Raw genomic sequence first — 12,685 nt, 5'->3', positions numbered from 1 at the left:
GTTTTCCCTTTCCTTACAAATCAATGACTTACGGGGTGAGTCATTGATTTGGGCGCCCCGCGCGGGGCGCGTTGATGGACTTTTTGCGAAGCCATCAACCTTGAACCTTTATCCTTTCGCCTGTAATCTGTCAGCTGCAACCTGTCACCTGGAGCCCTCCCCATGTCCTATCTTGTTCTCGCCCGCAAATACAGGCCAGGCACCTTCGGCGAAGTCGTGGGGCAGGAACATGTGACCCGCACCCTTCGTAACGCCATCGTCACGGAAAGACTGGGTCACGCCTTCCTGTTTTCCGGTCTGCGGGGTGTCGGCAAGACCTCTGTAGCGCGGATCCTGGCCAAGGCCCTCAACTGTATGGACAAGGAGACCATCGACGAACCGTGCGGCAAGTGTCTGTCCTGCCTGGAGATCGACGGAGGCAGGAGCCTCGATGTCGTGGAAATGGATGCCGCGTCCCACACGGGCGTTGACGATGTGCGGGAGTTGAGGGAGGCAGTGATGTACGCCCCCGGCGAGGGCCGTTACAAGGTCTACATCATCGACGAAGTGCACATGATGTCCCGCAACGCTTTCAACGCGCTTTTAAAAACCCTCGAGGAGCCCCCTCCGAGGGTGATCTTCATCCTTGCCACAACTGAACCGCACAAGGTGCCGGTGACGATCCACTCCCGGTGCCAGAGGTACGACTTCAGGAGGATCCCCTCGGTGGGGATCGTGGGTCACCTTGTCCGGATCTGTGAGAAGGAGGGTGTCGAGATCTCTTCCGACAGCCTCCGGCGTATCGCCATCGCGGCCGAGGGCAGTCTGCGTGATTCCCAGAGCCTCCTGGACCAGGTCCTCTCCTACGCTGGCAGCAAGGTGAGCGACGATGATGTTAACATGGTCCTCGGGAGCCTGGACCGCGACAAGCTCCATGGCATCCTGACGGCGTGTGTCGAGGAAAAGCCCGGTGATGCTCTCCGCATCCTCGGCGACATGATCGACAACGGGGCGGACCCTGTCAGGGTGGCCCTGGATCTCCTGGAGATCCTGCGCTCTCTCATGATCCTCATCGAGGTTGAGGATACCGAGGGGATGCTCGACCTTCCCGAAGGTGAGATGGAGATCCTCCGCGGCACGGTCGCGTCGGGCGATCCCGCGGCTCTCAGGGTCCAGTTCGCCCTGTTGGCCCGTGGTGAGGAGCGCATGCGTCGATCGACCCAGCCGCGGTTCCACCTGGAATTAGCCCTGGTTCACATGGCGAGAGTCAGGGAGATCGTCCCCCTGGGTGAATCCGGCGGACCTGTGGCCGGCAGTGGAGGCGGCAACCGCCCCGGCGTAAAAGCTGCCGCGGTGTCCAAAGGGAAAACGTCCAGTGAGGAGAACCCTGTCCCCGGGCCAGAGACGTCGCCGCCCGTCACCCCCGCTCCCGCCTTTGCCGGGATCGAGACTCCGAAGGAGACCTGGGAGCAGTTCGTTCAGTTCGTTAACGGGAAGATGCCCAGCATCGGGAGCATGCTTGAACAGCTGATCCCGGTCAAGGTCGCCAGTGAAGAGCTTATTATCGGGGGGCGCAAGGGGGAGCTTTATCTCGACATGCTCCAGGAGCGGGAGAAACTGGCGGAACTTGCGGCCCTTGCGAAACAGTTTTTCAATCGTGACATGCTCCTGAAGTTCAAGGAGATGAACAGCGAGGAGAGATCCAAAAACTCCAACGTGATCGAGAAGAGGCAGCAGATGGAGTCCGACCTGGCAAGAAAGATCAAAAAGGAGGCCCGTGAGCACCCCATGGTCCGCGAGGCCATGGAGATCTTCAGCGGGGAGCTGAAAGCGGTCAAGGTCCTTGGTCAGGGCGCCGGGGAAGCTTCAGAAGTTGAATCGAAAGAGGAGGAGCTATGAAGGGATTGGGCGATCTCATGAAAAAAGCCCAGCAGATGAAAGCCGGCATGGAAAAGATCCAGCAGGAACTGGCCACCAGGGAGATCGAGGCAGGCGCCGGAGGCGGCATGGTGACGGTGACCGTCACCGGGGCACAGGAGGTCACCGGCATCGTCATCGACCCGTCGGTGATCGACCCTGGAGACCGGGAGATGCTGCAGGACCTGGTCCAGGCCGCGGTCAACGAGGCCCTCCGCAAGAGCCGGGAGATGATGGCCGAAGAGATGGCGAAGGTCACCGGCGGTCTGCCCGTGCCGGGCGGGTTGTTCTGAAAAAGTGAAGTTCCCTCCTTCGGTCAGGCTTCTCATCGAGGAGTTCAAAAGGCTCCCGGGGATCGGTGAAAAGAACGCCCGGCGCCTTGCCTTTTACCTCCTCTCGGTGCCGGGGGATCGGTCTCGCGCTCTTGCCAGTGCCCTGGTGGCGATGAAGGATAAGGTCAGGTACTGCGAGCGTTGCTTCAGCCTCACCGAGGATCAGCTGTGTGACATATGCCGGGACCCGGGCCGCACGGCTGAACTCCTGTGCGTGGTCCAGTCACCCGGGGACATCATGGCCATCGAGACCACGGGGCAGTACCGGGGACGCTACCACGTCCTTATGGGAGTCCTGTCCCCCATGAGGGGGATCGGCCCGGACGATCTGCGGATCGGCGAACTTGTCCGGAGGATCGAAGAGGAAGGGATCAAGGAGGTTATCGTGGCTACCAACCTGGACGTCGAGGGGGAGGCCACAGCGTCCTACCTGGTGACAACCCTGAGACCTCAAGGGGTCCGGGTCTCCCGGATCGCCAGGGGGATCCCCATCGGAGGGAGCCTGGAGCATGCCGATTCGGTGACCCTCGGCCTGGCCATTGACGGACGCCTCGAGCTGTAACGGAGTGATGAGACGACCTGGCGCAACCTCTCCCTGAGTAATATTACATGCCCGGAATGAGCGCTTTGCGTCCATCCCGCAGGGTGCGGAGCCGGGCGCTCATCAAGTGCAAACCCTTGATAACCACGACCTTTTCCGGTATATCATTATAGTTCATGCTAGTGGATGTTATTCCTTCGTCACGCCGCATCATCGATTGAGAGGTATGAAGTGCTGCCAAATCTCGTGCTTTACGAGGAAGAGTTCAACCTGGTCACCGATGTGACCAGGCGTCTGGTGGCCAGTGCCAACGCCAAGGTTGTCTTCCTTGTGGACAAGAACGGCCAGCTCATCACCAGTTCGGGTCAAACCGAGGGGATCGACACGACTTCCCTGGCCTCTCTCACGGCGGGGAACATTGCCGCCACCGGTGGACTGGCCAAGCTCATCGGAGAGAAGGAGTTCTCCATCCTTTTCCACGAGGGTGAGAAGGACAATATCCACATCTCCATCATCGGGTTCCGTGCCATCCTCGTGGTCATCTTCGATGAGAAAAGCTCCCTCGGCCTTGTCCGGCTCCGGGTGAAAAAGGCAGGTGAAGAACTGGAGAAGATATTTATGCAGATCAATGAAAAGGCAGGTACGGATACCTCCGGCCTGGGTGTCGATTCTCCCTTCGCAGAGATCACGGACGACGATATCGAGAACCTCTTCAGCTGACAGGAGACCGCAGGGGAATGTCCTTCATCAACTACTCCTCAAGGGAGATCAACTGCAAGATCGTTTATTACGGTCCCGGTCTGTGCGGCAAGACGACCAACCTGCAGTTCATTTACAAGAAGACCAACCCCCAGGCCCGCGGCAAGATGATCAGCCTTGCCACCGAGACCGACCGGACCTTGTTCTTCGACTTCCTGCCCCTCTCCCTCGGCGACATCAGGGGTTTTAAAACACGCTTCCACCTTTACACCGTTCCCGGACAGGTCTTTTACGACGCTTCCAGGAAACTCATTCTCAAGGGTGTGGACGGTGTCGTGTTCGTGGCCGACAGCCAGGTCGAACGGATGGAAGCCAACGGCGAGAGTTTTGCGAACCTGCGCCTTAACCTGTCCGAACAGGGATACGACCTGGACACTCTCCCCCTGGTCATCCAGTACAACAAGCGCGACCTTCCCAACGTGGTTTTCATGGACGAGCTCCAGAAGGCCTTGAACCCGCGCAATGTCCCTGCCTTCGAGGCGGTGGCGCCGGAGGGTGTCGGCGTGTTCGAGACCCTCAAGGCCATCGCGAAACTGGTGCTGATCGAGCTCCGCAAAGGGACAGGGGGGTAGCGCCGCGTCACGGCGCTCATCAGTCCAAAGTAGAAAGTCCAAAGTCAGATCAAACCGCCGTATGGCGGTTTTTTTGTGCCCGCAAAAGCGGCAAGAGCTGATTAACCACAGCTCAACCATTCCCTGACTGAACCACCCGTCTTCGCTTGCAGCTACGACGCGGCAGGCAGGGTAACACGGAGAAACCTTTGAGATATGAGATTTGAGATCTGAGATTAAATTCTGATTACCGATTACTGATCACTGATTACCGATCACTCACCTCCCACCAGGACGATCCTCAGATCCATAACATTGGTCAGGGTCGGCCCCGTAATCACCAGATCCCCCAGCTTTTCGAAGAAGGGATAGGCGTCGTTGTTGTCCAGGTGATGCAAGGCATCCAGACCTGCCGCTTTGGCTCTTTGGACCGTTGTCCCGTCCACGACTGCCCCGGCGGCGTCGGTGGGGCCGTCCGTGCCGTCCGTCCCGCCTGACAGGATGACCGTCCCGGGCTGCCCGTCGATCCCCAGGGCCGCGGCAAGGGCGAACTCCTGGTTGCGTCCGCCCTTGCCGGTCCCCTTGATGGTCACGGTCGTTTCTCCCCCCGAGAGGGCGCATGCGGGTGGTTGAAGGGGCTTTCCGTGGTTGAAGATCTCCCGGGCCACGGCGGCGTGGGCGGCGGCAGCGTCCCTGGTCTCCCCGGTGATGGTCGTGGAGAGGACGGTGGTGTTGTACCCGAGCTCCCTTGCCTGGTCCCCGGCTGCCTGGACGGCGATGGTGTTGGTCCCGATCAGGAGGTTGATGACCCCGGTGATCTCCGGATCGTCGGGCCCGGGTGTCTCGGGGTGTTTCCCTTCGGCACCTTGCCCCAGGTAGGATAACACTGTCCCGGGCACTTTCCCGGCCAGGCCGTAGCGGTCCAGGATAGCCAGGGCGTCGGTGAAGGTCGTCGGGTCTCCGACAGTCGGGCCGGATGCGATGACGTCAAGGGGGTCGCCGACGACGTCGGAGAGGATAAGGGTTACGACACGTGCCGGGTGCGCCAGGCGGGCGAGGCCGCCCCCCTTGAGCAGGGAAAGGTGTTTCCTGATGCAGTTGATCTCCCCGATCCCGGCACCGCTCCGCAAAAGGAGGGAGGTCACCATCTGCTTGTCCGAAAGCGTTACCGGCGGGGCGGGGCAGGGCAGCAGCGCGGAACCGCCGCCCGAGAGGAGACAGATCACCAGGTCATCTTCCCTCGTCCCGTCGAGCAGCCGGACAAGGTCTGAAGCGGCTTTCAGGCCGGCCTCGTCGGGAACCGGGTGGGCCGCTTCCATAACGGTGACACAGCTCACCGGAGAAAGGTGGCCGTACTTGACGACAACGAGGCCCCCGTAAACCCGATCGCCGAGAACTTTTTCAACAGCCCCGGCCATGGGAGCCCCGGCTTTCCCTGCCCCCACGACGAAGACCCTGCCCCCGGGCGTAAGGGGGATCCGCTCGTGCCCGGCGATAAGGATCTCGCCTTCCAGGGCCAGGTTGGCCATGACCGCCGCCCCGGGTTCCACGGCCCGGACCCCGGCGAGGAAAATTTCCAGGGCATCTTCTCTCAGTGATCTTTCCACGGTTTCGATCCCTTCGCTCGATGCCAGAATCCAGACTCCAGATTCCAGACTCTAGACACCAGACCCTTTTCTTAAAACCATCGCCTTGAAGATCTCTCCCATCCCGTCCTCGTCGTGGACGAGGTTCTTGACGGTGAGCCACAGGGCGGTCGCCTTCTTTTCCTCCAGCCGGGCCATCTCCTCTGCCAGCAGTTCCAGGATCCCGGCCCGGATGAGGAAGGAGGCCTGTGTCAGGAGCCTGTCGGGGGTAAACCCTGTCTCCCGGGCCAGATCCTCAAGGACGGTGAAGTTGACGCTTGCGGTGATGTCCTTCTCCCCGGGGGCCTCGTAAGGTTCCGTGTCCACCTGGTGGCTGCGGAAGCATCGCAGGGTCCCCCCGGCCCGCCAAGGTACGTGAAGACCATCGGCGGTGTCACCGTAATCGAAGGCCAGGACAATACCTTTTTCGAGCCTTCGAAATATCCGTTCGAGCCACGTGGCCCATCCATCGGCAAGTTCGGTCCGGCTCCCGTCCGGGAGCCCGTCCAGGAACCGGGCGGCAGCAAGGCCGACACCCGAAGCAGGACGAAGGATCTCGACAAACAGGTTGTCGGCGAGATCGACCCAGACTTCGGTGAGTTCGGTTTCACGGCGTTCGTAGACTGTGACCGGCAGTGCATCGAAAAACTCGTTGGCGAGGACGACGCCCGTGAACGGATCGAGGTCGTCGAACCGGTCCGGAGGGACGACACGGACACTCCTGCCGGTGAAACGGCTCTCAAGCTGGGTGCGCCTCTCCTCCCCGCTTTCCACGAGGATATACTCCGGCAGCGACCCTTCCCACGAATCGAGGATGTCCTGGGCGAGCTGGCCGTTTCCAGGACCCAGTTCGACGATGGTCATGGGGGCAGTGAGATCGTCTGCGGCGGATGTCCGGATCCACTGCCCCACTGTTCGTCCGAAAAGTTCGTGTACGTGGGGTGCGGTGTAAAAATCGCCGGATTTACCCGTGGGGGAACCGGCTCGCTGGTAGTATCCCAGGCCGGGCTGATACAGGCAAAGCTCCTGGTAGCGGGCAAAAGGGATAGGACCCCTGTCCAGGATCTCCTGCCGGATGATGTCTTCAAGGTCATTCTTCATGATTCAGGTGCCACTATACCCGAAAATCGCGGATGATGAACATCCAGTCGAGGCGCAAATACCGGCAGGTTGTGCCGGTCGATAAAGGTGATGGACTTTTTGCCTGGTTGTCAATGCGGCAGCGCTTAAAAAGGCCGCAAATATCGGGTTGCTGTTGACGGGAGGGCGGGTTCGGGTTACAGATTACTGTAGACTTAGACCTGGACCTGGACCTGGATTCAAGATTGAGACCAGGACTATGACTAGGACTAGGACTACGACTAGCACTATTTTCTGTTCTTTCAGGCGGAGGTTCCCATGAGTGAGATCAACGATATCTTTGCACGACAGATCCTCGATTCCAGAGGCAACCCCACAGTGGAGGTGGATGTATACCTCGAAAGCGGCGCCTTCGGGCGTGCGGCCGTTCCATCTGGAGCTTCCACCGGGAAGCGTGAGGCTCTGGAGATGCGGGACGGGGACAAGAAACGATACATGGGCAAGGGGGTTACGAAGGCCGTCGAGGCGGTCAACGACCGCATCGCCCCGGCGCTCATTGCCTACGAAGCGCTGGCCCAGGCCGAGGTGGACCAGGTGATGATCGAACTGGACGGCACCGAGAACAAGAGCGACCTGGGCGCCAATGCCATCCTGGGTGTTTCCATGGCCGTGACCAGGGCCGCCGCGGAAGAGCTCGGTGTGCCTCTCTACCGTTATATCGGCGGGCTTTCGGCCAACATCCTGCCGGTTCCAATGATGAACATCATCAACGGCGGAGCCCACGCCGACAGCGGCCTCGACATCCAGGAGTTCATGATCTTCCCCTGGGGGGCCGACACCTTCGCTGAGTCTCTCAGGATGGGGACCGAGGTGTTCCACCATCTCAAGAAGATCCTTGCCGACATGGGCCAGTCCACCTCGGTGGGTGACGAGGGAGGGTTCGCGCCCCGTTTGAACGGCAACCGGGCGGCGCTGGACGCCATCGTCAAGGGGATCGAGGCTGCAGGCTACAGGCCCGGTGAGGATGTCGCCATCTGCCTCGACCCGGCGGCTTCTGAGTTTTTCAAGGATGGGAAGTACGTCCTTTCGGCGGAGGACAAGGTCCTGTCGCCGGATGAGATGGTCTCTTTCTACGAGAACCTGGTCAACGCCTACCCCATCGTTTCCATCGAGGACGGCATGGCCGAGGACGATTGGGACGGCTGGGCCATCATCACTGAAAGGCTCGGTGACCGTGTGCAGATCGTGGGGGACGACGTTTTCGTCACTAACCCGCACATCCTCTCAGAGGGGATCGCCAAGGGTGTCGCCAACTCCATCCTTATCAAGCTCAACCAGATCGGGACCGTTACCGAGACCCTCGAGACGATCCGCCTTGCCCGCCGTGCCGGCTACACCTCGGTCATCTCCCACAGGTCGGGCGAGACCAGCGACACTTTTATCGCCGACCTCGCTGTGGCGACCGGAACGGGGCAGATCAAGACCGGGGCCCCGAGCCGCTCCGAGCGCGTGGCCAAGTACAACCAGCTGCTGCGCATCGAGGAAGAGCTCGACGAGGAAGCCTTCTTCCTGGGACAGGGATGCCTGAGGTACCCGGCGGTGGAGGACTAGGGCGAGGTGCACGGGTTTGCACTCGCCCGCCCGTGCGTCCGTGTGTGAGTTAATGCGTAAAGCGATAAGATCTTTCGCCCACACCCGCACCCGCACGTTCGCTCAACGCTGAGCGAGCAGCAGGTACTTGTATATGAAACCTGAGCGGCGAACTGCATCGTGATCCCCCTCCGCGATACCATCCCGTCCAGGACCGTCCCCTTTTTGAACTACGTTCTCATCGGGGCCAACGTCCTGGCGTTCCTCTTCGAACTCAGCCTCGGGACCCACCTGCAGGCTTTTGTCCACGTTTTCGGCGTCGTGCCGGAAAGAGTCCTTGCCATTGTCACCGGGGAGCCAGGCCTGATCCACTATGCGGTCCTTCCCTTTTTCACCTCCATGTTCCTCCACGGCGGCTGGCTTCACCTCCTCGGAAACATGCTCTACCTTTACATCTTCGGGGACAACGTGGAGGACGCCCTCGGTCACGTCGGATACCTGTTGTTTTACCTGGCCTGCGGGGTGGCGGCCTCCCTGACTCATGTGGCGCTGAACATGTCCAGCAGCATTCCCACCGTTGGCGCCAGCGGGGCCATCGCGGGTGTGCTGGGCGCCTATTTCCTCCTCTACCCAAAGGCGAGGGTGGTGACATTGCTGCCCATCTTCTTCTTCATCCAGATCGTGGAGATCCCGGCTTTCCTGTTCCTGGGGTTCTGGTTCCTTTTTCAGTTCATCACCGGGGCGGTTGAGACCGCAAGCGGCGCCGCCGGTGGGGTGGCCTGGTGGGCCCATATCGGAGGGTTCACGGCCGGGGCGTCGTATACCATGCTCAGGTACAGGATGCTCAGGAAAAACCTGCGGGGAGCAGTCTGAAACAGCCCCGCCTCCTCCGGAGTCTCGGCGTATCCCGTGATTCCGTGGAGCCGTGAGTCCGTAAAGCCGTGATCCCGTGGGCCCGTAATTCAGTGAAGCCGTAAGATCTTACGGAAGTACGGACTTACGGACATACCGACACACGGATGTAAGGATCTTTCGGATTTTCGACGCACGAATTCACGGAACCTTACAGCTTCCCCTTTGGAAAAAAGAACACCTGGGATATAATCAAATTTTGGCAAAGGAGGACCGCCATGATACTCGACGAATATCCGAAAGAGATCACACTGAAAGACGGAAGCCTTTTGACCTTAAGGCCCATGGTGGCCGGAGACGAAGTCCGGCTCCTGGCCTTTTTCCAGGGGCTTTCCGAGGCAGAGCGCCTTTACCTGCGGGATGACGTGTCCGATCCGGCCGTGATCAAGGCGTGGGCTGAAAGTGTGAACTACAACAGGGTGTTGCCTGTTCTGGCCATTGACGGCGACCGCGTTGTCGGAGACGCGACGCTGCACCGTAACCCGCACAGCTGGATGCGTCATGTCGGGGAGATCCGCATCGTGGTGTCATCGGATTACCGGGAGAAGGGGCTTGCCAGGCTCCTGGCAGCCGAGGTGTTCCAGAACGCCGTCACCTCAGGCCTGGAGAAGCTGGTGGCCGAGATGCTCACCGATCAGCACGACGCCCGACGCGTGTTTTCACGGATGGGGTTCAGGGAGGAGGCGATCCTCAAGGACCACGTTCTGGATGTGGACGGCAACCGCCATGATCTCCTCATCATGAGCAACGACGTTACGAAACTCTGGGGTCAGTGGATAGAGTTCACGGAGTCCATCTCCGGGACGTGGAACATGGAACACTAGCGTAAACGCAAAAAGTCTGGCAGGACTTTTTGCTAAACGGAAAGCGAAAAGTGTCATTTCCGCTTTCCTTACGAAACAATGAACTTGCATGGCTGTTCATTGTTTCGGGCCCCCACGTGGGCGTGTTGATGGCTTTTTAGCAGATTCGCACTATCCAGGGCCCGGGAGGGCCGACATGACAGGGGGCAACAATGCTCTTGGAAAACTACCCAAGCAAGGTAGACCTGAAAGACGGGACGCAGCTTACACTCAGGGCAATGACCAAGCAGGACGACAGGGCCCTGATGGATTTTTTCGAAAGTCTCACCGAGGAGGACCGTCTCTACCTGCGGAACAATGTGTCCAGCTACCGCGTGGTGCGGGAGTGGTTTGAGAACCTCAACTACAACAGGGTCTTTCCGCTTCTTGCCCTCGTCGATGGCCGCATCGTGGCCAACGCCACCTTGCACCGCAAGCCTTTCGGTTGGATGCGCCACGTGGGTGAGATCCGTATCGTGGTGTCCCCGGAGTTCCGGAAAAAGGGGCTCGCGCGGATCATGGCCGCCGAGATCATCGCCAATGCCAGGGAAGCCGGGCTGGAGAAACTCACGGCCGAGATGGCCGTATCCCAGAAGGACGCCTTTGAAGCTTTCCACAAGCTCGGTTTCAAGGATGAGGCCAAGCTCAAGGGATATATCAGGGACGGCAAGAACAGGGGCCACGATCTGCTGATCATGACCCTCGACCTGTGATCGTGAGAGGGGAAAGGAGCGCACGCATATGAGAAGGGCTTGGTTTTTTCTGGTTATCCTGCTTACGATAGCTGCCTGTGCGCCGACCTTCAACGTGACCATGGGGCAGATGCCCCCCCGGGATCCGGGGGCCGCGATCGAGGCCGGGATGACCACCAGGGGCGAGGTCGTGGAGATGTTCGGGCAGCCGGATTTTAAGGGGATGGACGCTGACGGCCTGGAGAAGTGGACGTGGACCCACATGGGAGTCGAGATCAAGGCGGGCAAGGAAGCGAATATCACATCCTTTTTCAACCTGGAGGTTTCGTTTGCAGGGGATTTAGTGAGTTCTTTTTCCTATTCACGAAAGGCTCAATAGGGAAAAGAGCGCGAAGCACAAAGAGCGAAGCGCAAAGAAAGAGCTTGCATAGCATATGGATTTCCCTTCGTTCTTCGATCTTCGTACTTCGCGCCCATTCATGTTTCACAGGAGCGAAACTCGATGATCTACGGACTCGGTATGCAGGAACTACTCGTTATTCTGGCTATCGTCATGCTCCTTTTCGGCGGCAAGCGTCTCCCCGAGGTAGGGAGGAACCTGGGCAAAGCCATCCGCGGTTTCAAGCAGGCCGAGGATGAGGCCACGAAGGAGATCAGGAAGACGTCCCAGTCAGCCAGGACGACCGAAACGAATGACTCAGCCACAGAACCTGAGGTGACTGAATCGGAGGACAAGCCGGCGGAGGATGAACCGGCAACTTCGGATGAGGAGCCGACGGAAAAGCCGGCATGAAAAAACGGGACCTACGGGTCCCGTTTTTTAATTCCAAATCCCTCACTCCAGATCTCAAAGACTATCTCTCGCAGAGACGCTGAAAAGTTCAAAAGCTAGCTCACCACAGGGTACACAGGGTTTCACAGGGGAAACAACATCTGGATTAATGCCTCAAGGGACGGGATTCTGTTTCTCTCCGTGTTACCCTGCCTGCCGCGTCGTAGCTGCAAGCGAAGACGGGTGGTTCAGTCAGGGAATGGTTGAGCTGTGGTTAGTCAGCTCTTGCCGCTTGTACAGGAAGTGTGATCTTAGCTGTCAGCTCCCAGCTATCAGGCTTTCGAGAAGCTTCGCTTCTTGAATCGCGTCGAAAACCGCTTCACCGATGAGCCTGTGGCCCGCCTCGTTGGGGTGCATGTCCCCCGGGATGATGAGGTCCCACTGGTTCACCCCCCCTTCGACAACCTGCCGCCATCTGCCGTTGACGTCGGCGTAAACGACCCCGGCCTCCCGGGCCACCTGCTCCATGGCCTCCCAGTAGGGAAGGACCTGCTGCTCCGCCCTGGCGTCCGGAATAACCTCGGAGGAGAGGAGAACGACTCGGCTACAGCCCGATCCCTGGACCATCCTGACCATCTCGGCGAGGTTGTCTGCGAACATGCCCGCGCTGATCCCTGAAAAGGCGTCGTTGACGCCGAAGTTGATGGTTACGAGATCGGGGGTGTGGTTGGCCAGGTCCCGGCCGAGGCGGTAGAGACCGTCCCGGGTATTGTCCCCGCTCATCCCTGAGATGGTGGTGATGAGATCCAGTTCCGGACTGGCGGCCCGGATCATCCCGACGAGAAAGGAGACGAAGCCCTTCCGCACGCCGTAGCCGTCCGTGATGGAATCTCCGAAAGCAAGGTAAACAGTTCGGCTCATAAAAAAAGGTGAAAGGTGAATAGTGAATAGTGAAAGGTGAAAGGTGAAAGGTTGATGGACTCGCAAAAAGTCCATCAATGCGCCCCGCGCGGGGCGCCCAAATCAATGACCCGCCGCGCCTGGGAAGGGCGCCCGGATCGAGTGCCAATGGCTGTGTGTTCGATCCGTGAGG

Annotated in this window: 14 protein-coding genes; 11 read left to right on the top strand and 3 right to left on the bottom strand. The window is 59.5% G+C overall.

Translation table 11 applies throughout. The features are described from left to right. Window positions 1-162 precede the first annotated feature (162 nt). The 5 genes from dnaX to P1S46_08815 all read left to right on the top strand — a co-directional run bounded on the left by dnaX (window position 163) and on the right by P1S46_08815 (window position 4,100). On the top strand, window positions 163-1,878 hold the full coding sequence (gene dnaX / locus P1S46_08835) for a DNA polymerase III subunit gamma/tau (protein ID MDF1536590.1): 1,716 nt from the start codon (window positions 163-165) through the stop codon (window positions 1,876-1,878). Then, window positions 1,875-2,189 (top strand): YbaB/EbfC family nucleoid-associated protein, encoded by a 315-nt coding sequence (locus tag P1S46_08830; protein ID MDF1536589.1) that lies wholly within the window; start codon window positions 1,875-1,877, stop codon window positions 2,187-2,189. The genes dnaX and P1S46_08830 overlap by 4 nt, the downstream gene beginning before the upstream one ends. A 4-nt stretch (window positions 2,190-2,193) precedes the next feature. Next, window positions 2,194-2,790, top strand: coding sequence for a recombination mediator RecR (gene recR / locus P1S46_08825; GenBank protein MDF1536588.1), 597 nt, complete (start codon window positions 2,194-2,196; stop codon window positions 2,788-2,790). 165 nt (window positions 2,791-2,955) lie between these two features. Continuing rightward, complete coding sequence (locus P1S46_08820) at window positions 2,956-3,489, top strand: roadblock/LC7 domain-containing protein (GenBank protein ID MDF1536587.1); 534 nt, start codon at window positions 2,956-2,958, stop codon at window positions 3,487-3,489. Between the two features lie 17 nt (window positions 3,490-3,506). Beyond that, window positions 3,507-4,100 (top strand): GTPase domain-containing protein, encoded by a 594-nt coding sequence (locus P1S46_08815; GenBank protein ID MDF1536586.1) that lies wholly within the window; start codon window positions 3,507-3,509, stop codon window positions 4,098-4,100. Window positions 4,101-4,354: 254 nt separating this feature from the next. Here P1S46_08815 and P1S46_08810 read toward each other — a convergent pair whose 3' ends face one another. Together P1S46_08810 and P1S46_08805 are read right to left on the bottom strand one after the other, a co-directional pair. Next, on the bottom strand, window positions 4,355-5,686 hold the full coding sequence (locus tag P1S46_08810; GenBank protein ID MDF1536585.1) for a glycerate kinase: 1,332 nt from the start codon (window positions 5,684-5,686) through the stop codon (window positions 4,355-4,357). A gap of 51 nt (window positions 5,687-5,737) precedes the next feature. Next, window positions 5,738-6,805 (bottom strand): SAM-dependent methyltransferase, encoded by a 1,068-nt coding sequence (locus tag P1S46_08805; GenBank protein ID MDF1536584.1) that lies wholly within the window; start codon window positions 6,803-6,805, stop codon window positions 5,738-5,740. A 297-nt stretch (window positions 6,806-7,102) separates the two neighbouring features. On the opposite strand from P1S46_08805, the gene eno reads away from it, so the two are divergent. From eno to tatA, 6 genes are all read left to right on the top strand, one after another. After that, the gene (gene eno / locus P1S46_08800) at window positions 7,103-8,395 is read left to right on the top strand and encodes a phosphopyruvate hydratase (GenBank protein MDF1536583.1); all 1,293 of its coding nucleotides are present in this window, start codon (window positions 7,103-7,105) and stop codon (window positions 8,393-8,395) included. A 204-nt stretch (window positions 8,396-8,599) separates the two neighbouring features. Next, window positions 8,600-9,247 (top strand): rhomboid family intramembrane serine protease, encoded by a 648-nt coding sequence (locus tag P1S46_08795; GenBank protein ID MDF1536582.1) that lies wholly within the window; start codon window positions 8,600-8,602, stop codon window positions 9,245-9,247. Window positions 9,248-9,504: 257 nt separating this feature from the next. Further along, window positions 9,505-10,110 carry a GNAT family N-acetyltransferase gene (locus tag P1S46_08790; protein ID MDF1536581.1) on the top strand — a complete coding sequence of 202 codons (606 nt, stop codon included), beginning with the start codon at window positions 9,505-9,507 and terminating at the stop codon, window positions 10,108-10,110. A gap of 191 nt (window positions 10,111-10,301) precedes the next feature. Next, on the top strand, window positions 10,302-10,841 hold the full coding sequence (locus P1S46_08785; GenBank protein MDF1536580.1) for a GNAT family N-acetyltransferase: 540 nt from the start codon (window positions 10,302-10,304) through the stop codon (window positions 10,839-10,841). 28 nt (window positions 10,842-10,869) lie between these two features. Next, window positions 10,870-11,199, top strand: a complete 330-nt coding sequence (locus tag P1S46_08780) for a hypothetical protein (GenBank protein MDF1536579.1) — start codon at window positions 10,870-10,872, stop codon at window positions 11,197-11,199. 123 nt (window positions 11,200-11,322) lie between these two features. After that, a complete protein-coding gene (tatA, locus tag P1S46_08775; GenBank protein MDF1536578.1) occupies window positions 11,323-11,613 on the top strand; it encodes a twin-arginine translocase TatA/TatE family subunit in 291 nt (96 codons plus the stop codon). 297 nt (window positions 11,614-11,910) lie between these two features. On the opposite strand, the gene P1S46_08770 is transcribed toward tatA, so the two are convergent. Further along, window positions 11,911-12,513 (bottom strand): SGNH/GDSL hydrolase family protein, encoded by a 603-nt coding sequence (locus P1S46_08770; protein ID MDF1536577.1) that lies wholly within the window; start codon window positions 12,511-12,513, stop codon window positions 11,911-11,913. Window positions 12,514-12,685: the final 172 nt, after the last annotated feature.

This window comes from bacterium, assembly GCA_029210545.1.
Lineage (GTDB): Bacteria > BMS3Abin14 > BMS3Abin14 > BMS3Abin14 > BMS3Abin14 > JARGFV01.
This window is presented reverse-complemented; position numbering and strand designations above follow the sequence as displayed.

Excerpts from the sequence above, each read along its gene's own strand:
- P1S46_08815 (MDF1536586.1), top strand. The coding sequence starts at position 3,507 with ATGTCCTTCATCAACTACTCCTCAAGGGAGATCAACTGCAAGATCGTT.
- P1S46_08780 (MDF1536579.1), top strand. The coding sequence starts at position 10,870 with ATGAGAAGGGCTTGGTTTTTTCTGGTTATCCTGCTTACGATAGCTGCC.
- eno (MDF1536583.1), top strand. The coding sequence starts at position 7,103 with ATGAGTGAGATCAACGATATCTTTGCACGACAGATCCTCGATTCCAGA.
- P1S46_08770 (MDF1536577.1), bottom strand. The coding sequence starts at position 12,513 with ATGAGCCGAACTGTTTACCTTGCTTTCGGAGATTCCATCACGGACGGC.
- P1S46_08790 (MDF1536581.1), top strand. The coding sequence starts at position 9,505 with ATGATACTCGACGAATATCCGAAAGAGATCACACTGAAAGACGGAAGC.
- P1S46_08805 (MDF1536584.1), bottom strand. The coding sequence starts at position 6,805 with ATGAAGAATGACCTTGAAGACATCATCCGGCAGGAGATCCTGGACAGG.
- P1S46_08830 (MDF1536589.1), top strand. The coding sequence starts at position 1,875 with ATGAAGGGATTGGGCGATCTCATGAAAAAAGCCCAGCAGATGAAAGCC.
- P1S46_08785 (MDF1536580.1), top strand. The coding sequence starts at position 10,302 with ATGCTCTTGGAAAACTACCCAAGCAAGGTAGACCTGAAAGACGGGACG.
- P1S46_08820 (MDF1536587.1), top strand. The coding sequence starts at position 2,956 with ATGTTATTCCTTCGTCACGCCGCATCATCGATTGAGAGGTATGAAGTG.
- tatA (MDF1536578.1), top strand. The coding sequence starts at position 11,323 with ATGATCTACGGACTCGGTATGCAGGAACTACTCGTTATTCTGGCTATC.
- dnaX (MDF1536590.1), top strand. The coding sequence starts at position 163 with ATGTCCTATCTTGTTCTCGCCCGCAAATACAGGCCAGGCACCTTCGGC.